The sequence below is a fragment of the Bradyrhizobium sp. BLXBL-03 genome, from assembly GCF_051853015.1.
Classification (GTDB): Bacteria; Pseudomonadota; Alphaproteobacteria; order Rhizobiales; family Xanthobacteraceae; genus Bradyrhizobium; species Bradyrhizobium manausense.
Genome location: NZ_CP182470.1, coordinates 7,001,262 through 7,019,795, shown reverse-complemented (window position 1 = coordinate 7,019,795; position 18,534 = coordinate 7,001,262). Strand labels below are relative to the sequence as shown.

The window sequence follows — 18,534 nt, the reverse complement described above, 5'->3', positions numbered from 1 at the left end:
CTTGCAAGGAGGTTTCACAATGTCGATTTGCTTGTTCTAGCCCAGCGGAAAAATCCACTGTCACCCGCGCGATTGGCACCACGAGAGCAGTCGAGAAATCTGACACGATACGTTAGACAGGACGGTTCTCGTTGCGGTTCTTCACAGGCGTCATCTTGGCGAGGCCTTCGTCGTATGAGAGTTCATCGTAAAGTGCGTCGACGTTCTTGGCAGCATCGAGCAGATAGTCGAGCTTGCCGGCAGTATTTAGCTTCTTGATGTCGTTCTTGTCGACTCCAGCGAGATCCATCATCTCCTTCCATACTGTCGATTCGTCACAAGGCAGTACGCGGAATGTGATGTCACCGATCTTCGTACGGTATTTCGCCGATAGATCGATGTTGTTGCAGAACATGAAGTAGCTGCCGTTCTGGCTCAATGCGCCGTCCAGCACTTTTGCGGCATCCGCAAGATAGGCGAAAGAATGCAGGTAGCCGGCCAGGACTGGGATCGCTGTTTCTCCCTCGTCCGCTACGGTCAATACCTGCTCGACCGAATAGTCGGGAGGACGCTTCTCGTCGGCAACCTGAGCCTGGAATTTTAGCGCGATATCGCCGCGGAAGCCGAAACGGCCAGGCTTCGTGGTCTCACCCTTAAGCACCGCATTTAGCAAACGGCCCTCCTTGTCTAGTCGGCCAAGAACGGTGTTGTCGATGGACGTCATGAAATTCTCCTCATTTCGATGCGGCCGGTGCAGATATCGCACAGCGGGAATACGCCTTGCTCCGTATGCAAATTGCTTGCCGGTTGCAAACGCCTGCAGCAAACTCAACGGCAATCGTTCGGCTGTGCTTAAGTAGACAAGCGTGTCCGTCAGTGCAGAGATCGCGACAAACTCTTCCCAAGCAGCAAACCCTTGTGTCGCAAGCCCGACACGCCTCGCAACGCGAACAGGCCAGATCTGCAAAAGCCAAGCGCTATCAGGAGTGCGAGTGCTGGCATGGGACTTGCCAACGTTATCGCCAAGTTGGCGCAAGAGGGAAAGCGATGATCAAGCTGACAGAGAGCGCGGAAAATGCGGTGAAGAACGCGATCTCTACGGCCGCGCAGCCTGCGAGCGGGTTACGGATTATGGTCGAACGTGGCGGCTGCGCCGGGTTCAAGTACACCATGCGACTTGCCCCGGCGCCGAAGCCCGACGATACCGTGATCGAGAAAGGGGGCATCAAGCTGTTTATCGACTACAACAGTCACGAGCAGCTTGCCGGAACCACGATCGATTTCGTGGTGGAGTTGGAGGGCTCCGGTTTCACCTTTGACAATCCCAATGCAAAGTCGAGCTGCTCATGTGGCAAGTCATTTAGCTAACGCCGACTTGGCGAAGATTGCAGAGAACCGGGAAATGCTCGTCGAGACTCAACAATCAAGACAATCGGCGACCAAAGAGTCGTCCGGACGGGAGCAGATCGTCCGCGCCGTGCTTGACGAAATTCGGCCCAATCTGAAGGGTGACGGCGGAGATTGCGAGCTTGTCGGCATCGATGGCAACAAGATCATGGTTAAGCTCACAGGCGCCTGCCTCTTCTGCAAGCTCGCGAGTGTGACCCTGGAAGGTATCCAGGAGCGGTTGATCGAGCGGCTAGGCGGATTTGTCAGCCTGATCCCGGTCGCCAGAACCGGACACGGGACAAGGAGGAAGACGCACCGTGCGGCCGATCTATCTGGACAATAACGCGACCACACGCGCGGATCCGTCCGTCGTCGCGGCGATGCTGCCATTTTTCTCCGAGCAATTCGGCAATGCCTCCTCCGCACATGCGGTGGGAAGGCAGGTCGCAGAAAGCATAAGAGAGGCTCGCAGGAGTGTGCAGGCGCTGATCGGTTCCGCTTTTCATCACGAGGTCGTGTTTACCTCAGGCGGTACCGAATCAGACAATACGGCGATCCTCTCGGCGCTCGCCGTGCAGGAGCAACGGGACGAGATTGTCACCACAGCTGTGGAACATCCAGCCGTGCTGTCGCTTACAGACGAGCTCGTCCGTCGCGGCCACAAGTGTCATCTAATTCCTGTCGATTGTGCCGGCCGACTCGACATTGACGCCTATCGCCGCGCGCTGTCGCCGCGTACCGCGGTTGCCTCCGTCATGTGGGCCAACAATGAGACCGGCACAATCTTTCCGGTCGACGTTCTCGCCAAGATGGCGCGCTCCGTCGGAGCACTTTTCCACACTGATGCGGTGCAGGCCGTGGGGCGAATCCCCATCGACGTGAAGACGACAGAGATCGACATGCTGTCGCTTTCCGGTCACAAGCTGCATGGGCCAAAAGGCATCGGAGCCCTCTATGTGCGCAAAGACACCAAGTTCAGGCGGCTGATCTTCGGCGGCCCCCAGGAGCGCCGCCGGCGCTCCGGCACCGAGAACGTGCCCGGCATCATCGGGCTCGGTAAGGCTTCCGAGCTCGTTGCTGTGGAGGCCGGACGGGAGTGGATGAAAATAGCAGCGCTTCGCGATCGGTTGGAACACGGCGTCCTGGAGTTCGGCAATTGCGTGGTGCTCGGCGACCAAGAGAACCGCCTACCGAACACCTCAAATATCGCCTTTGAAAATCTGGAAGGTGAAGCAATCATTCATCATTTAAATCGCGACGGTATTGCAGTGTCGTTAGGATCAGCCTGTGGGTCCGGCTCTATGGAGCCGTCGCATGTGCTGCGCGCAATGAACGTACCGTCGACCCTGTTACGCGGCGCGATCCGCTTCTCATTGTCTCGTGATACCACGAGCGAAGAGATCGATCGTGTCCTTGTTATGCTCCGGAAGATCATTGCGAAGCTGAGAGGGGCATCACTTGAGGTGCCGGGGCGTGCAAGGTCTATCTCTCGATTCAACGAGTCTATCCAATGAAGGTCATTATTCGTCGTTCACCTGAAGCCGGTCTTTCGATTTACGTGCCCAAGAAGGATCTTGAAGAGCCGATTGTTGAATCTGAGCACGAGACGTTGTGGGGCGGCTGGATCAGAATAGCCAATGGCTGGGTGCTCGATCTCCCGCCGATGACGAGCGACACAACCTTGCCCATCACAGTCAACGCAAGGAAGCGTGGCGGCGACCGCGAAGAGGCATGAACGCGCTCAATCCATCAATCGAGTTCGTTAATCGGCCAGCGGCCGAAGCCATGCTCCGCAAGGTTGCCGAGGAGCTTCGTCGCGGCAACGTTGTTCCCTATCTTGGACCCGGCCTAGCGGAGTTGTCGAACGCGAGTGTACCGATAAGTTTCGAGGATCTAGCGGCATTCTTCGGCAGCAGGCTGGCGTTGCCAAGACGCACGAGCGGGAACGCCTGGGCCTGTGCACAGCACATTGAGACCACGAGGCACCGCACCACCCTGACAGCGATGATGGCGGACGCCTTTAACACGCCGGTCGAGCCGGCGCAGTTACGGCGGCATCTCGCAGGGCTGCCGCTGCCGCTGATCGTCGATAGCTGGTACGATGGCGCGATGAGAAACGCCCTGACTGGACGCAGCAATTGGGGCGAGGTCCAGGGAACCACCCGCGCCGGCCTTAGTGAGCATCGTTGGTACCGCTTCTATGACGCCGCAGGCACTGAAGTCGACTGCTCTTCGGCAAGAGGGTGGAAAACGATTCTTTACAAGCCACACGGCGGCGTCGCCCCGGCCAAGAATTTCCTTGTCTCCGATGGCGATTATGTTGAGGTGCTAACCGAAATCGACATACAGACGCCGATTCCGGAGGAGGTCAGGGATCGCCGCACCGGCCGCAGCTTCCTATTTCTTGGTTGCCGCTTCGACGATCAGCTTCTGCGTACCTATGCGCGACAGGTGTTAAAGCGTTCCTGCGATGTACACTACGCGGTGATCGAGCCTGACACGCTCTCCAAGAATGAGCGCCGCTTTCTGCTCGAGCAGGGCGTGAGGCCACTCGCAATTCCGCTCGCTCATGCCGTCGAGATCCTCCAGACCAGTTAGGGGACGCAGTCGATTTTGCGGCAGTCGGAAAGGGAACTTTCCTCCCGGCATCGCCGCCGCCTGATGAGCGGTCCTTCTAGCAAATCAGAGGGAAACGAGGGTGACAGATCAACATCTCTGCTGACGCGCCACTGCGTGCCGTCCTAGCAACAAGGCATGTCGTCTTTCCAACATACCTCGGCAACACAACATCCGTGCGTTTTGTAACTCATTGAACGCGACCAATAAAACTCGCGTGCCGCGACCATGGCACGCCGGTTGCTAAGACCTGGAGACACGAAGCTTGTCAGGTCTGAAGGGAGAACTGGGCAGATGGATGCTCCAACGCAACAGGAAGCATCGAGCAGCGCTATTGAGATCGGCGAAATCACGAAGGTGATTGCCGAGAAAAAGGGCTGCGGCACGGCTGGCTGCGGCTCGCAGGCGAGCCGCAACGATCTGCCTGCCGAGACATGGGAGAAGGTGAAAAACCACCCCTGTTACAGTGAGGAAGCGCATCATCACTATGCGCGCATGCATGTCGCGGTCGCGCCGGCCTGCAATATCAAGTGCAACTACTGCAACCGAAAATATGATTGTGCTAATGAATCGCGTCCCGGCGTAGTCAGCGAGAGGCTGACGCCAGAACAGGCCGCTAAGAAGGTCGTGGCGGTCGCCTCTACCATTCCGCAAATGACCGTGCTCGGCATCGCCGGTCCTGGCGATCCCCTCGCCAACCCCGAAAGGACCTTCAAGACGTTCGAGCTCGTCCGAGAGGCCGCGCCCGATCTCAAGCTGTGCCTATCAACGAACGGTCTGGCATTACCCGATCATGTCGACACCATCAAAAAATTCAATGTGGAGCACGTCACGATCACGATCAACATGATCGACCCCATGATCGGGGCAAAGATCTATCCCTGGATCTTCTACAAGCACAAACGCTATACAGGCATCCAAGCTGCAAAGATTCTCACCGATCGCCAGCTCCAGGGGGTGGAGATGCTCGATGCGCGCGGGGTCCTCTGCAAGGTCAACTCCGTCATGATCCCCGGGATAAACGATCGGCACCTCCTCGAGGTCAACAAAGCTGTGAAGTCGCGCGGTGCTTTCTTGCACAATATCATGCCTTTGATTTCCTCACCCGAACACGGCACCGTGTTCGGTTTGAATGGCCAGCGCGGCCCGACCGCGCGGGAATTGAAGGCATTGCAGGATGGCTGCGAGGGTGAGATTCGCATGATGCGCCACTGCCGTCAGTGTCGGGCCGATGCGGTCGGCCTCCTCGGCGAAGACCGTCGCGCGGAGTTCACCACCGAAAAAATCGTGGAGATGAATGTCAAATACGATGTTGAGCGCCGCAAGGGCTACCAGGCCAAACTCGAGGAGGAGCGCGCCGCCAAGACCGCTGCGAAGCCCTCCGACCTTACGAAACGCGCAAATAACGGTAGCCACCTTAAGCTGCTGGTGGCGGTCGCGACGAAAGGGGCGGGCCTGATCAACGAACACTTTGGGCATGCCAAGGAGTTCCAGGTCTATGAGCTCTCCAGCGGCGGTGCCAAATTCGTTGGCCATCGACGCGTCGATCTGTACTGCCAGGGAGGCTATGCGGAGGAAGGAAGGCTTGCGACCATCATCGAGGCTGTTAGCGATTGCCATGCGGTGTTCATCGCCAAGATTGGCGGCCGCCCCAGTGCCGAATTGATCAAAGCCGGCGTCGAGCCGGTCGATCAGTACGCTCATGAGCCAATCGATAAGGCAACGATCGCCTGGTTCGAGGCCTATCTCGACAGGGTCAACAGCGGCACGATCCAACATGAAGAACGTGGTGATGCTGCGATCCGCCCGCGGGCGCTGACTTCCGCGGTGTGAGATGAGAAAACCAATGCCGTTCAAGATCATCGCCTCTCAGTGCACAGGCTGTTCGGCCTGCGAGCCAGAATGCCCGAACGTCGCGATCGCGGAGAAGGGCGGAACGTTCGTGATTGATCCAAAAAAATGTACCGAATGCATCGGCCATTTTGACGAGCCGCAATGCGTGGCGGTCTGCCCAGTCGACAACACTTGTGTCATCGACACCTCGCTTGCGCGCTACCAGGAGCCCGCTTGAGCGGAGGACAGGACATGAACGTTAGGAGTATAGGAGCGGTGCGACGAATTGCCCGCTTGATGCTCCGGTCTGAGAGACGCTCCTGCTGCGACCTTTGCCTGGCGATTAGCCCGGGCGCATGTTCAGGACTTGCCTGTGGGGTGAGCCTGATAGAAGAGCCGGGGGACCTTGATGCCAAGGTCAGGAACGCACGCGTTGAGCCGCTCCGGGAGAGCCCGCAGCTGTGCGACAGTGCGACGACTGACTTGCCAGATGGGCCGAAGCGAACCGGGTTCGTATTGCCAGATCACAAGCAGATCTCCAACGGGCACTATTGAATGTAAGGGGCTGCCACCGATGCCAGAAGCTCTGTTCAGCCCGCAATCGGAGATCAACGAGGCGCTCCTCAGCAGCACTTTGCTCGGAGATGGACTGCCGAGCGAGGCCGAGCATCACCTATGGGAGGCGAGCCTCTTCTATCATCTCGATGAGGTCGCCGAAGGCCACTTGCGCCAGGCGGAGGCACTCGCACCAGAGCACGCCGCAGTGCTGATCGGCCTCTTTCGCTTCTATTTCTACAAGGCGCGTCTCGCCGAGGCGCTGGAGGTCGCTCAGCGCTGCATAATCAAGGCGGCCGAGGTGAACAATCTTTCGTCGGACTGGCGCATTGTCCGTGCCGGTGACGCGGCATTCGGCTGTTATGAAAATACTCTGCCGCGCTTCTTTCTATTCTCGCTGAAAGGATATGCCTATTTGCAAATGCGGCTCGGTCGAACCGAGGAAGGGCGGATAGCTATCCAAAAGCTACTGGAGCTCGATCCCACTGATAAGATCGGTGCCAAGGTTCTCCTACGTGTGCTTGAACACATGTTTCAAGACGATGATTGACATCGGCGCGGCACAAAACTGGCTGGACCTTATGAACCTTGTCGACGACCCATACAGGCTAGCACGCGAGGTTGCGCGGTCGCGACTTGCCTTCGAACCAGAACGAGGACCCCGGCATGCGCACCAGTGTTCCTGATGATGACGTCGTCGAGCTGATGGCAGGACCCGTCTTCGACTTTGGCGAGAAGGTGCGGGCCAATCGCACCATTCGCAATGACGGCACCTACGCCGGCAAAGAGATCGGCGACATCCTGGCCAGGAAGGGCGAGGTCGGCTACGTCGTGTCGATCGGCACTTTCCTGCAGCGGTTCTACATCTACGGCGTCCAATTCATCGAAAGCGGCAACAGGGTCGGCATGAAGCGCAAGGAACTCGATCCGATCGTGCCTCGCGACACGGTCGAAGACCTGCTCTTGCCGGGAGCTAAATCACGATGATCAAAGCCGAGCCGCCAAAATTTCAGCGGGGCCAGCGCGTAAAGGCGTTGTTCGACCTGGTCAATGACGGGTCCCTCCCCGATGCTCCAGCGGAGGGACGCCTAGTCCGTCTCGGTGATATCGGCAAGATCGTCCAGGTTGGCCGACACACAGACGCAAACCTGCCGATCTATCTGGTCGAGTTTGGTGAAAAAGTGGTCGTCGGCTGCCTCGAAAGAGAAATTGGCTTGATTTCGGGAGTGGACAGATGATCGCGGGCTTAGCCAGAAATCCGGGACGACCCGCGCACCCTAACGACATCGATCGTATGCGAATCGAGCGCGCGCTAAAATCGAGAGAACGCTACCGTTATGTCTCAGCGAGCATCACGGCAGTTGCCGGCGGCTACCTGATCGAAAGTCCATGCTGCTCGCGCAACATCGACATCGAAGGCGGGATCATTGACGTGGCCCTGCTGCACCACAACAGCGCAAGCGCCTGCTGGCAGGTGTTCCGAAAGGATCATAAGAAGTGCGTATGGAAGCTGCACTCGACCCACCGGCGCTTGGCCGCGGTGACGGATCTCTTGAACGCCGATCCGGAACGCGTGTTCTGGCAATAAGGAGCCAAGGGATGGCTTTGGGAACGGACGAAATCGCGGACATCGAGCAGGAGCTCGGGTCATTCGATGATGTATCTCAAGCTCATGCGGCGTTGCGAAAGAGATACCCGCATCTGGCCTGGATCCGATGCGACCCCTCCGATCTCACCGAAATACCATTTCGCAGCATCGGGCCATTCGACCTGCATTTGCTCGATGTCGCCGATCATTGTGCGCGGATCACGGACGATCTGGCCCGGGCGACCGGCATTGTGTTGGTCAAGCGGGCGGCCGAGCTGTGACCGGTCCGCAGCTAACCTACGGCTGTGTTGCAGAGACCGGCGAAGAGCCGCGTGCAGCCGGACATAGCCCATTGGTTCCGTTGTCGGATCCCGACATTACCTGGGCCGAAATTGCAGCAGTCGATCGCGTGTTGTGCTCGCAGCGACTCTCTAACGGCGAGGTCACCGAACAATTCGAGGCGGCATTTGCCGCCTATCTCGGGCGAAACCATGCCGTTGCGGTACCGAGCGGCACCATTGGCCTTCTGCTTTGCTTGAAGGCTTGCGGCATTACCGCGGGCGACGAAGTGGTTGCCTCCTCCCATTCATATCGCGAAACTGCGCATGCAATCAGCCTCGCGGGTGCACGGCCGGTGTTTGCGGACATTGACTATTGGTCCGGGACGCTCGCGCCGCAGAAAGTCGAGGAACGCATCACGCCAAAGACCCGCGCCATCCTCGCCGCCAACATTAATGGGCATCCTGCAGCCTGGTCGGAGCTACAGGATGTCGCCAGTAGGCACAATCTGCTGCTGCTGGAAGATTCCACTGAGGCTATCGGCTCGCGCTACAAGGGCCAACTGGTCGGCACCTTCGGCGATGTCGCCGTGTTTGATCTGTCCCAGCCCTCGCTTCTGACCTGCGGCGAGGGCGCCATAGTGGTTAGCGATGATATCGAGCTAGCGGTGGCGCTACGTCGCCACCGCTCGCATCGGCTGGGCGATCGTTCTCCCGTTTCCGTCAGTGCGGGGGCACCATATCAGGTCGGGATGAGCGACCTTTCCGCTGCGCTGGGACTTACGCAGCTAAGGCGTATCGACGAGATCTTGGAGCGGCGCCGGTTGATCGAGCAGCTTTATGCGACGCATATGCAGTCGTTCGAAGGCATCAAACCTCCCTATGTCGAATCCGACGCGACTGAAGTCAACTGGTTCCTCTACGTTGTCCATCTCGGGACGCGTTTCACGCGCTCCAGCCGCGATGCGGTCGTCGAGGATCTTCGCGTCCGGCAAGTCGAGGTTGCCGTCTACAGCCGTCCCCTTCACCTGCAGCCGCACTATTTCGATCTCGGATACCGCCGCGGCGATCTGCCGGTGATCGAAAAGATCTCCGATCGCGCCGTCGCACTACCGTTTCATACGCATCTCACCGACAGCCAGATCGAGTTCATCGTCGAGACCATGAAAGACGCCTCGATCAATGTGGGCGCCGGAGCGACGATCTACTGAGAAGCCTATAAATGCATCAAGTCCGGCAATGGTCTCGCCAATCGATACGAATTCTTGTTGTCTCTGCGACAGTCCGTCGGCTCGATCGTCAAGGGCGAATGTCGGAGTAGCATCCCCGTCGCGGACTCTTTCGGCAGATGGCCGTCGCTACAGTTGGTTTGGAGCTTGCATGAAGCCGTGCCAGAGCAGGAGTGAGCGACCATGGGGATGGTTGGATCGGAAATCGAGGCCTTGATCCGCGAGGCGTTTCCCGACGCCGATGTGATCGTGACCGAACTCGGAGGCACCGGGCGCTACTGTGGAGCACGAATCGTGTCACAGACCTTTGCCGGAAAGAGTCGTATCCAGCAGCATCAGATGATCTATGAGGCGCTAAAGGGCAAGATGGCCGACACGTTCCAGGCGCTTGTGCTTAAAACCACCGTTCCAAAATGAGCCGCCTGCAAGGAAAGACTCAATGAGTGACCTGACCGGACAATACATTCAGCGCCTCAGTGCTGGAGGTGCCATCCAACGTTTCGAACCGGCGATCGTCCTACGGCTCTGGTCCGAACAGGAGCTCTCGGCGACCGCGAGATTGCTCCCGATATGTCGAGAGAGGATGAGCTCACCACTGGGACGACAGTGCATTTGAGGTTTTAGAAGCATGGACAACAACATGAACGAGTTTGAACTTCCGCAGCTCTACCGGCATCACGTTTTTTCCTGCCACACTCAGCGCCCACCGGACCATCCGCACGGCAGCTGTGGGACGGCAGGCGGTGGACCTCTGTGGGAGCGGCTCGGCAAAGCGATCGAGGCGAGAGGCCTCACCGATGTCGGCCTCACAGCAGCCGGCTGTCTCGGGTTCTGCGCCTCCGGTCCCCTGATGGTCGTCTATCCTGACGGTGTCTGGTATCGTCCGCGTAGCCCGGAAGACATTGACGAGATTGTTGACTCCCATTTGAAAAATGGCCGCCGTGTCGACCGCCTCGTCATCGTGCTGACGCGGAGTTAGCGCCGCGTGTGGTATGAAGTCAGTCGGGCTGCGTTGCATCGGTGTTAGCGCAGAAAGGGGCCCTCTCATCGCACCTCCGCGGGAACTGCTCGCGGTGAGGATGCCTCATCTGTCCGCGTCGTAGAAATGCCGGAGGCTGGTACAAGGCAATAGTGCCTCCGTGCGCGTGCAGTTCAAAAGCTCGCGCCCCGGGCATCCGCCCAGCAGTGACAGTACGGGTTCCCGGTCAAATCCAGCACATTTTATATTACTGGCTTCGATCAGTGGACGCCGGACTAGCAGAGGATTGTCGAGCAACAAGGCGATCGCATCGATTGCATCGATTGCCATCGGGTTAACTGCGCCCGATTTCACCTGGGGCGCGGCAGGGTTGAACCAGGATCGAACCGGCGTGTTACCAAAGAAAGTGAGCAGATTTGGCGCTGTCCAGAGCTCGGTCAGCAAGTTCTTTGCAACGACGCGATGTCCCGCCGCCTCAAGGGCGCGAATCTGGCGCGCGTTCGTGCTGCAGCTGGGCTTCTGCCAAAACAGAACAGTAGCCATGTCTAATTTCCTCTCTCTTTACAGTGAGCTGGATCAACTGACGTCGTTGTTGTTCCTCTTTGCGAGCGATCGAGGGGCGGCGGGATCAGCGCTCTCTGCATGTCGCGTTCTCGTCAAATTGCCGCTGGTGAGGAGGCAGCAATTTCTGTTCCGCATTGTCTGTTTCGCAGCAGATTCTTACTTTTGGAGCTCCGGCTTCTACAGGACCGTTATCGGTCGGCAGCGCCTGTTGGTCGTGAACTTCAGGGTTCCTCGAGCGCGATCAAACCCGTGGCGCAAGCGCCGCGAATGGCACGCCAGTTGCTACTTGGATGCTGCAGGAGTGAGGCTGGAGCGCGCCTGACGCTTTTGGCTAGCAATTCTCCTTTCCAAAGCTCGTCTGTTCCCACCTTTCTGAGAAAGAAACAACCTCGCACAAACCCAACGCCAAATCGTTGGAAGGCGATCGATGAAGAGCAACATGTCGTCACTGAGACAAATCGCGTTTTACGGCAAGGGCGGTATCGGCAAATCGACCACATCACAGAACACGCTCGCAGCGCTTGCCGAGATGGGTCATAAGATCTTGATCGTCGGCTGCGATCCGAAGGCCGATTCGACCCGCCTGATCCTGCATGCCAAGGCACAGGACACGATCTTGAGTCTCGCGGCGAGCGCCGGCAGCGTCGAGGATCTCGAGATCGAGGACGTCTTAAAGGTCGGTTATAAGGATATCCGCTGCGTGGAATCCGGGGGTCCGGAGCCCGGCGTCGGGTGCGCAGGCCGGGGCGTCATTACGTCGATTAACTTCCTGGAAGAGAACGGCGCCTACGAGGACATCGATTATGTCTCCTACGACGTGCTCGGCGACGTCGTCTGCGGCGGCTTTGCGATGCCGATACGCGAGAACAAGGCGCAGGAAATCTACATCGTCATGTCCGGCGAGATGATGGCGATGTACGCCGCCAATAACATCTCCAAGGGCATTCTGAAGTATGCCAATTCTGGCGGCGTGCGGCTCGGTGGCTTGATCTGCAATGAGCGGCAGACCGACAAGGAGCTGGAGCTGGCGGAAGCGCTCGCCAAGAAGCTCGGCACCCAGCTGATCTATTTTGTTCCCCGTGACAACATCGTCCAGCATGCCGAGCTACGCCGCATGACGGTGCTGGAATATGCGCCGGACTCCAAGCAGGCGGAGCACTATCGCAATCTCGCGTCCAAAGTCCACAACAATGGCGGCAAGGGCATCATCCCGACGCCGATCAGCATGGACGAACTTGAGGATATGCTGATGGAGCACGGCATCATGAAGGCAATCGACGAAAGCCAGGTCGGAAAGACCGCTTCCGAACTCGCCGCCATTTCGGCATTACATAGTAAGGGCCCCGCAAAAAGGCCGGCATTATAATGAGGGCCTAACGATGGAGTTGTCGGTAATTGTAACGGAGGAGCGGCCATTCGATGCGATCTCAATTCCGTCGGGCGGCCTCCCCGCTGATAGACGGCAGGCCGGAATCGAACTCTACCGTCTTCTAAATGGCTGCGATCCGGCAGACGCCGACGTCAGTGATAACGCAGATTTTGATCGGCATGTGCTCGCCTCAGTTCTTTGCGCCGCTGTGATGGATGGCGGACCACTTCCTGGCGGGGCGGGCCTGACCACGGAGGATCTCAATAAGCTGCTGGCGCTGTGTTTCTCATCAGCGCCCGTACGCAACCTCGTCTCGACGGAAAACGTCGTTCCGACCAGCGACGAGGAGATCATGGTGCGTGACCTTCTGCTTGCACAGCGATCGACGGAGGGCGAGACCAGCCGCTGGTTGGCAGCCATGATCGCGCGACGAGCGATGGAGCCGAACCATTTGTGGGAAGATCTCGGGTTGCGCGAGCGGCTTGAGTTATCGCGCCTTTTGGCGCGTCATTTTGCACCCCTGGCAGCGCAAAATATCAAAAATATGCGCTGGAAGCGCTTCTTCTATCGCAGATTGTGCGAGGAGGAAGGATTGGTCATGTGCACGACGCCTGTGTGCACACAATGCAACGATTTCAATCACTGTTTCGGCGAGGAGACCGGCGAGAGCAGGATGGCGGAGCGCCGCCGCGACTATCTGCGCGGAGTGGAGGTCACGTCGGAGCCACCAGCAATCCGCAGGCGCAAGTGAAAAGATTATGGACGGGCTTTCCGCCAACAGCCTCGCAGGACCGCCGGCGGCTGCGCAGGCTGAACTCGCGCGACGGCTTTGTATCGGACGTTCCGCGAAAGCGTACGCGCGGCGGCTACGAGAGGTTGCCGTGCGGCCGAAGCGCCAACGCGCACTGCTGGCTCAGTTACTCTTCGCAAGGGTCGATCGCCATGTCACCGCCGAAATGCTGTTCAACGAGGCGATCGAAGCCAACATCAAGCTATCGATTGCGACCGTATACAACAACACGCTAAATCAGTTCGCGAAAGCTGGCTTGCTGCGCCGAGTCATGCCCAACCGCTCAAGGCTGTTCTTTGATACCGATACCAGCATACATCCGCATTTCTATCTCGTCGGCGAAGGCATTTTGACCAATATTCCCGAAAAGCTTCTGTTTGCGCAGATGCCGAAGGCCCTGCCGGGCCACAGGATTTCTCGGCTCGACGTCATCATTTACATCCGTAGGACAGTCGACATGTGATGCGTCGCAAGTCCTACATTGGTGTGTTTATGACCAACCCAGTTACTGCCTTGAAGCACTTTCATTTCAGGAGGCTGCCTCACCGGTACGCGTGGCACAGCCGTTGCTCACGATTGAGCGGGGAAGGCGGAAGCCGCCATGGCCTTTGGAGTAACCGTGTCTGGAAAGTTGCAGACAAGACAGATAGTCCTGAATGACACCACATTACGCGACGGCGAGCAGGCTCCCGGCGTGGCCTTCACAACAGCGGAAAAGCTATCGATTGCACGTGTGCTAGCGAGCGCCGGGATCACCGAGATCGAGGCCGGCACGCCGGCAATGGGCTATGAAGAAGTCAGCGCGATCCGCGCAATTGTCGCAGCTAGCTTAGAAGCGACAATCATAGCCTGGTGCCGGATGAAACGTTCTGATGTCGACGCAGCAATCGAATCTGGCGTCGCAATGGTTAATATTTCGGTCCCATCCTCCGACTTGCAAATAGCCGCCAAGCTCGGCATCGGTCGGGTCGCCGCGCTCGAGCAGCTGAAGCGGATCGTGGGCTACGCTCGCGACAGGGGGCTCGATGTCGCGGTCGGAGGCGAAGACTCCTCGCGCGCCGACGTCAACTTCCTAATCGAGCTCATCACCGCGGCAAAAAACGCCGGCGCTCGGCGCTTCCGTGTCGCTGACACGCTCAGCGTGCTCGATCCCGATGCGGCCTTTGCGCTGGTGGCGGCGCTGCGTGCCACCACAGACCTCGAGATTGAATTCCACGGCCACGACGACCTGGGCCTTGCAACCGCCAACACGCTCGCCGCAATCAAGGCCGGTGCAACGCATGCCTCAGTCACTGTGATCGGCCTCGGCGAGCGGGCTGGGAACGCGCCGCTGGAAGAGGTCGCAGTTGCGCTCAAACAACTGTATGGATGCGATACCGGCGTCGTGCTGCCGGAACTCGAGAATGTCGCTGCCCTCGTCGCGGCCGCCGCCGTCCGTACCATCCCGCTCAACAAAGCGATTGTCGGCGAGCACGTCTTTACGCACGAATCCGGTATCCATGTCGATGGTCTCCTGAAGGATCAGCGCAGCTATCAGGCGCTCGATCCACAACTACTCGGTCGCTCCAATCGATTCGTAATCGGCAAACATTCGGGGATCGCGGCGATCACCGCGCTGCTGTCCGAATTGCGGCTTTCCGTCAGCGCCGAGGAAAGCAGGGTGATTCTTGCGCGCGTCCGCAAGCATGCCGTTGAGCACAAGGGTGGGGTAGGGCGCGAGACCGTGATGACGATCTGGCGCGAGGTCTGCGAGCGCTCCCTGCCCAAGGGGGCGTAAGGCCGCCATGTCCAAAGTAGTCGTCATCTCTGTTCTCGAACGCGTAGCCAGGACCGCACGTCAGTGCCTTGGGCTCCGATGACGAACATGTGGTAGAAATACGGATGGAAATGATGTCAAACGGTATCCTTTATCAATTAGGCAAGGCCGCAGCGGCCGAGGAGTTTTTTGAGCTGCTCGGTGTCAAGTACGATCCAAAAATCGTCAATGTGGCGCGGCTCCACATCCTGCGACGCATGGGGCAGTATCTCGCGGCTGAAGACTTGAATGCTGCAACCGATGTGGAGGTCGCTGAACGGTGTAAAGCCGTACTGGAGCGGGCATACGCCGACTTCGTAGCCTCCTCTCCAATCGATCAACGCGTTTTCAAGGTTCTGAAGGAGGCCGTCGCACCACGGCCGAAGAAAGCGCTACCCCTCGTGAAACTCGACAGGTTGAAGTGATGACGCTTCACTTCACCTCGCTTTCGTTCGCTGCCTCTTCGGTCTTCCCGGGCGGCGCGGCTGCCGCGGGAAGGTGCGAGTCCGGCTTTGCTCGAAGGGGTGTCGTGATTGGGACCTTCCGAATTGCGACGTCATGCTAACCCTCCTTGTCGTGGCTAAGTTCGCCTGTGGACGAGCATATGCGTGGACTTAATGCCGCTGTTCGGTTTCCGACGTATGGTCGCCGAATCTTTTGTCGCGTCGGGCCCCGGCCGGCCGAGGGGAATGCCGCTGATTTTGTAAGCCTCTGTATTAGCACCGAAATTCGAGTGCCCGGCCATTTGGTACGACACTTGCTGACTGGATTGGCAGCAAAGCCTTGGAGAAGCGCATGCACATCGTCGTCTGCATTAAGAAAGTTCTCGTTTCCGCGCAGATGAGCGTGCACGCTGTGAGCAAGACCATCATGCCTCAAACGGGAAAGTCCGACCTCCAAGATCTGTTTGCATTCGTGCCGTGCGACCTCCGTGGCTCGCCGCCTGTGCCGAACGCTAATTTGGGCCGGGGTTACACAGCAAGACTGTTCTAATCGAAGTTCGGCGAGCAATTCGGGGAGTGCCCCTCGGGCGCCAAACGAACTCCGAAAAGCCGATCTCGCGATTTTGGCGCACGGCTAGTATAGCAAGGAAGACTAATACCATGAGCAGTACCCCCAAAAGCCGCGCTCCGGCCGCCGCCTCTGGCCGTGCCGCGACCAAGAAGGAGTTGCCCGAGCGCTTTAAAGCCTACAAGCACGTTTGGGTTTTCGTCGAGCAGGAACGCGGGGTTGTGCACCCCGTGTCCTGGGAACTCATGGGCGCCGGCCGTAAGCTCGCCGACAAGCTCAAGGTTGATCTTGCTGCGGTCATCATCGGCCCGCAAGGTGAGGCGACACAGCAAGCGGCCGCGCAGTCTTTCTGCTACGGTGCTGACCTCGTATACATGGTTGCCGACAATCTCTTGGCCGACTATCGCAACGAGTCCTACACGAAGGCTCTGACCGACCTTGTCAACGGCCACAAACCGGAAATCTTACTCTTGGGGGCGACTACGCTCGGCCGCGATCTCGCGGGCTCGGTCGCAACTACGTTGCTTACGGGACTGACTGCCGATTGCACAGAGCTGGATGTCGATGCCGACGGTTCCCTCGCCGCGACGCGCCCAACCTTCGGAGGCTCGCTACTCTGCACGATCTATACGCTGAACTTTCGTCCGCAGATGGCAACCGTCCGTCCACGTGTGATGCCGATGCCAAAGCACGTCGCGCGGCCGGCCGGCCGAATTATCACCCAGTTACTCGGACTCGTCGAAGACGACATCGTCACAAAAGTTCTCTCTTTCCTGCCTGACCGCAACTCAGCAAAATCTAACCTTGCTTATGCCGATGCCGTTGTCGCGGGCGGCCTTGGGCTCGGATCACCGGAGAATTTTCAGCTGGTGCACCAGCTGGCGACCGCGCTTGGGGCCGAATACGGCAGTTCGCGGCCGTTGGTACAGAAGGGCTGGGTCACTTCCGATCGCCAGATCGGCCAGACGGGCAAGACGATCCGACCAAAGCTTTATATCGCCGCCGGCATTTCGGGGGCGATCCAGCACCGAGTTGGCGTTGAGGGCGCCGACCTCATCGTTGCTATCAACACCGATAAGAACGCGCCGATTTTCGATTTCGCTCATATAGGCATCGTCACCGATGCCATTCATTTCTTGCCGCCGCTCACCGCCGCGTTCCGCGAGCGGCTGTCGCCACATTCCAGCGATCGGATAGCAGGTTAAAGGAGTACGATCATGATCGAGGAAAAATTCGATGCCATCGTTGTTGGCGCGGGCATGGCCGGCAATGCGGCCGCGCTCACTATGGCCGAGGGTGGCTTGAAGGTGTTGCAGCTCGAACGTGGCGAGTATTCGGGCTCAAAGAACGTGCAGGGCGCGATCCTCTATGCCGACATGCTCGAGAAGCTGGTTCCCGATTTCCGTGAGGACGCCCCGCTTGAGCGGCATTTGGTCGAGCAGCGCTTCTGGATGATGGACGATCGCTCGCACACCGGGTTGCATTATCGCTCCGAGGATTTCAACGAGGACAAGCCGAACCGCTACACCATCATCCGCGCTCAATTCGACAAGTGGTTCTCGCAAAAGGTTCGCGAAGCGGGCGCCACAGTACTATGCGAAACGACAGTCACCGACCTGGCACGAGACTCCGATGGCAAGGTTATCGGTGTAAGGACCGATCGCCGCGATGGGGAGATCCACGCCGACATCGTCGTGCTGGCGGAGGGCGTCAACGGCATGCTCGGCACGCGGGCTGGCTTGCGCGAGCGGCCGAAGCCCGAGAAGGTTGCGCTCGCAGTTAAGGAAATGCACTTCCTGCCGCGCGAGATCATTGAGGCGCGTTTCAATCTGAAGAGTGACGAAGGCGTAGTGATCGAGGCCGTAGGCACGATTTCTCGCGGCATGACCGGCATGGGCTTTATCTACGCCAACAAGGAATGCATCTCGCTGGGTATAGGCTGTCTGGTCGCCGACTTCCAGCGCACGGGCGAGACGCCTTACGGCCTGCTCGATCGTTTCAAACGGCATCCTTCGGTCGCCCCCCTTATAGAAGGCTCCGAGGTGAAGGAATATTCTGCTCATCTGATCCCAGAAGGGGGATTCAAAGCGATACCGCAACTCTACGGCGATGGCTGGGTCGTGATCGGCGACGCCGCGCAGCTCAACAACACAATTCATCGCGAAGGCTCAAATCTCGCGATGACCTCGGGCCGGATTGCGGCCGAAGCGATTCTTCGGATCAAGTCGCGCAATCAACCGATGATCCCGCAGTACCTGGCGCTCTACAAGAAGATGCTCGACGAGTCCTTCGTGATAAAGGATCTAAGGAAGTACAAAGACATGCCGGCGCTGATGCACACTCGCTCGCAAAACTTCTTCCTGACCTATCCGCAGCTCGTTTCCAAGGCCATGCAGAACTTTCTGCGCGTCGACGGCACGCCAAAAATTGAAAAGGAAAAGCTCACACTTAGATCGTTCACCAGCGCACGCTCGCGGAGAGGTCTATTTGGCGATGCCTTTCGACTCGCGCGCGCGTGGCGGTGAACGGAGGAGCAGGAAGTGCCAACGACGGAGACCG

At 58.4% G+C, this 18,534-nt stretch carries 25 protein-coding genes; 22 read left to right on the top strand and 3 right to left on the bottom strand.

The window, feature by feature from the left end; genetic code table 11:
• Positions 1–112: 112 nt before the first annotated feature.
• Positions 113–703 (bottom strand): hypothetical protein, encoded by a 591-nt coding sequence (locus ACNJX9_RS33495; RefSeq protein WP_439406305.1) that lies wholly within the window; start codon positions 701–703, stop codon positions 113–115.
• A gap of 323 nt (positions 704–1,026) precedes the next feature.
• On the opposite strand from ACNJX9_RS33495, the gene ACNJX9_RS33490 reads away from it, so the two are divergent.
• The 11 genes from ACNJX9_RS33490 to ACNJX9_RS33440 all read left to right on the top strand — a co-directional run bounded on the left by ACNJX9_RS33490 (position 1,027) and on the right by ACNJX9_RS33440 (position 7,960).
• On the top strand, positions 1,027–1,347 hold the full coding sequence (locus tag ACNJX9_RS33490) for a HesB/IscA family protein (RefSeq protein ID WP_057741129.1): 321 nt from the start codon (positions 1,027–1,029) through the stop codon (positions 1,345–1,347).
• 34 nt (positions 1,348–1,381) lie between these two features.
• On the top strand, positions 1,382–1,711 hold the full coding sequence (locus ACNJX9_RS33485; protein WP_057741127.1) for a NifU family protein: 330 nt from the start codon (positions 1,382–1,384) through the stop codon (positions 1,709–1,711).
• Positions 1,686–2,882, top strand: coding sequence for a cysteine desulfurase NifS (gene nifS / locus ACNJX9_RS33480; RefSeq protein ID WP_057741124.1), 1,197 nt, complete (start codon positions 1,686–1,688; stop codon positions 2,880–2,882). The genes ACNJX9_RS33485 and nifS overlap by 26 nt, the downstream gene beginning before the upstream one ends.
• Entirely contained in the window at positions 2,879–3,103 is a 225-nt protein-coding gene (nifT, locus tag ACNJX9_RS33475) for a putative nitrogen fixation protein NifT (protein WP_057741121.1), read from the top strand. The genes nifS and nifT overlap by 4 nt, the downstream gene beginning before the upstream one ends.
• Positions 3,100–3,966: an SIR2 family NAD-dependent protein deacylase gene (locus ACNJX9_RS33470; protein ID WP_439406303.1), complete on the top strand. Its 867-nt coding sequence runs from the start codon at positions 3,100–3,102 to the stop codon at positions 3,964–3,966. Before nifT ends, ACNJX9_RS33470 begins: the two co-directional genes overlap by 4 nt.
• 312 nt (positions 3,967–4,278) lie before the next feature.
• On the top strand, positions 4,279–5,817 hold the full coding sequence (gene nifB, locus ACNJX9_RS33465; RefSeq protein ID WP_439406301.1) for a nitrogenase cofactor biosynthesis protein NifB: 1,539 nt from the start codon (positions 4,279–4,281) through the stop codon (positions 5,815–5,817).
• A 13-nt stretch (positions 5,818–5,830) separates the two neighbouring features.
• Complete coding sequence (locus ACNJX9_RS33460; protein WP_283037596.1) at positions 5,831–6,055, top strand: 4Fe-4S binding protein; 225 nt, start codon at positions 5,831–5,833, stop codon at positions 6,053–6,055.
• Positions 6,056–6,391: 336 nt separating this feature from the next.
• Positions 6,392–6,922: a hypothetical protein gene (locus ACNJX9_RS33455; RefSeq protein ID WP_057741113.1), complete on the top strand. Its 531-nt coding sequence runs from the start codon at positions 6,392–6,394 to the stop codon at positions 6,920–6,922.
• Between the two features lie 116 nt (positions 6,923–7,038).
• Positions 7,039–7,359, top strand: a complete 321-nt coding sequence (locus tag ACNJX9_RS33450) for a nitrogen fixation protein NifZ (RefSeq protein WP_057741158.1) — start codon at positions 7,039–7,041, stop codon at positions 7,357–7,359.
• Positions 7,356–7,610, top strand: coding sequence for a nitrogen fixation protein NifZ (locus ACNJX9_RS33445; protein WP_439406298.1), 255 nt, complete (start codon positions 7,356–7,358; stop codon positions 7,608–7,610). The genes ACNJX9_RS33450 and ACNJX9_RS33445 overlap by 4 nt, the downstream gene beginning before the upstream one ends.
• Positions 7,607–7,960 (top strand): DUF3024 domain-containing protein, encoded by a 354-nt coding sequence (locus ACNJX9_RS33440; RefSeq protein ID WP_057741108.1) that lies wholly within the window; start codon positions 7,607–7,609, stop codon positions 7,958–7,960. Before ACNJX9_RS33445 ends, ACNJX9_RS33440 begins: the two co-directional genes overlap by 4 nt.
• Positions 7,961–8,019: 59 nt before the next feature.
• Here ACNJX9_RS33440 and ACNJX9_RS33435 read toward each other — a convergent pair whose 3' ends face one another.
• Complete coding sequence (locus ACNJX9_RS33435) at positions 8,020–8,169, bottom strand: hypothetical protein (protein WP_439406297.1); 150 nt, start codon at positions 8,167–8,169, stop codon at positions 8,020–8,022.
• Between the two features lie 143 nt (positions 8,170–8,312).
• On the opposite strand from ACNJX9_RS33435, the gene ACNJX9_RS33430 reads away from it, so the two are divergent.
• The 3 genes from ACNJX9_RS33430 to ACNJX9_RS33420 all read left to right on the top strand — a co-directional run bounded on the left by ACNJX9_RS33430 (position 8,313) and on the right by ACNJX9_RS33420 (position 10,446).
• On the top strand, positions 8,313–9,449 hold the full coding sequence (locus ACNJX9_RS33430; RefSeq protein ID WP_439410167.1) for a DegT/DnrJ/EryC1/StrS family aminotransferase: 1,137 nt from the start codon (positions 8,313–8,315) through the stop codon (positions 9,447–9,449).
• Positions 9,450–9,650: 201 nt separating this feature from the next.
• Positions 9,651–9,884: a BolA/IbaG family iron-sulfur metabolism protein gene (locus tag ACNJX9_RS33425; protein ID WP_057741104.1), complete on the top strand. Its 234-nt coding sequence runs from the start codon at positions 9,651–9,653 to the stop codon at positions 9,882–9,884.
• Positions 9,885–10,107: 223 nt separating this feature from the next.
• On the top strand, positions 10,108–10,446 hold the full coding sequence (locus ACNJX9_RS33420; RefSeq protein ID WP_283037589.1) for a (2Fe-2S) ferredoxin domain-containing protein: 339 nt from the start codon (positions 10,108–10,110) through the stop codon (positions 10,444–10,446).
• Between the two features lie 105 nt (positions 10,447–10,551).
• On the opposite strand, the gene ACNJX9_RS33415 is transcribed toward ACNJX9_RS33420, so the two are convergent.
• Entirely contained in the window at positions 10,552–10,989 is a 438-nt protein-coding gene (locus tag ACNJX9_RS33415; RefSeq protein ID WP_439406296.1) for an ArsC/Spx/MgsR family protein, read from the bottom strand.
• Positions 10,990–11,449: 460 nt separating this feature from the next.
• Here ACNJX9_RS33415 and nifH point away from each other — a divergent pair, with 460 nt between their 5' ends.
• The 8 genes from nifH (at position 11,450) to ACNJX9_RS33375 (ending at position 18,500) form a co-directional block, all read left to right on the top strand.
• A complete protein-coding gene (gene nifH, locus ACNJX9_RS33410; protein ID WP_439406294.1) occupies positions 11,450–12,376 on the top strand; it encodes a nitrogenase iron protein in 927 nt (308 codons plus the stop codon).
• Between the two features lie 13 nt (positions 12,377–12,389).
• Positions 12,390–13,130, top strand: a complete 741-nt coding sequence (locus ACNJX9_RS33405) for a nitrogen fixation protein NifQ (protein WP_439406292.1) — start codon at positions 12,390–12,392, stop codon at positions 13,128–13,130.
• Positions 13,131–13,137: 7 nt separating this feature from the next.
• Positions 13,138–13,632 (top strand): Fur family transcriptional regulator, encoded by a 495-nt coding sequence (locus tag ACNJX9_RS33400; RefSeq protein WP_439406291.1) that lies wholly within the window; start codon positions 13,138–13,140, stop codon positions 13,630–13,632.
• Positions 13,633–13,770: 138 nt separating this feature from the next.
• Positions 13,771–14,946 (top strand): homocitrate synthase, encoded by a 1,176-nt coding sequence (nifV, locus tag ACNJX9_RS33395; RefSeq protein ID WP_439406290.1) that lies wholly within the window; start codon positions 13,771–13,773, stop codon positions 14,944–14,946.
• 110 nt (positions 14,947–15,056) lie between these two features.
• Positions 15,057–15,389 (top strand): nitrogenase stabilizing/protective protein NifW, encoded by a 333-nt coding sequence (nifW, locus tag ACNJX9_RS33390; protein ID WP_057742286.1) that lies wholly within the window; start codon positions 15,057–15,059, stop codon positions 15,387–15,389.
• A gap of 370 nt (positions 15,390–15,759) precedes the next feature.
• Entirely contained in the window at positions 15,760–15,957 is a 198-nt protein-coding gene (locus ACNJX9_RS33385) for a hypothetical protein (RefSeq protein WP_057742252.1), read from the top strand.
• Between the two features lie 110 nt (positions 15,958–16,067).
• The gene (locus ACNJX9_RS33380) at positions 16,068–17,180 is read left to right on the top strand and encodes an electron transfer flavoprotein subunit alpha/FixB family protein (RefSeq protein WP_439406289.1); all 1,113 of its coding nucleotides are present in this window, start codon (positions 16,068–16,070) and stop codon (positions 17,178–17,180) included.
• A gap of 12 nt (positions 17,181–17,192) precedes the next feature.
• The gene (locus ACNJX9_RS33375; protein ID WP_439406288.1) at positions 17,193–18,500 is read left to right on the top strand and encodes an FAD-dependent oxidoreductase; all 1,308 of its coding nucleotides are present in this window, start codon (positions 17,193–17,195) and stop codon (positions 18,498–18,500) included.
• Positions 18,501–18,534 lie beyond the last annotated feature (34 nt).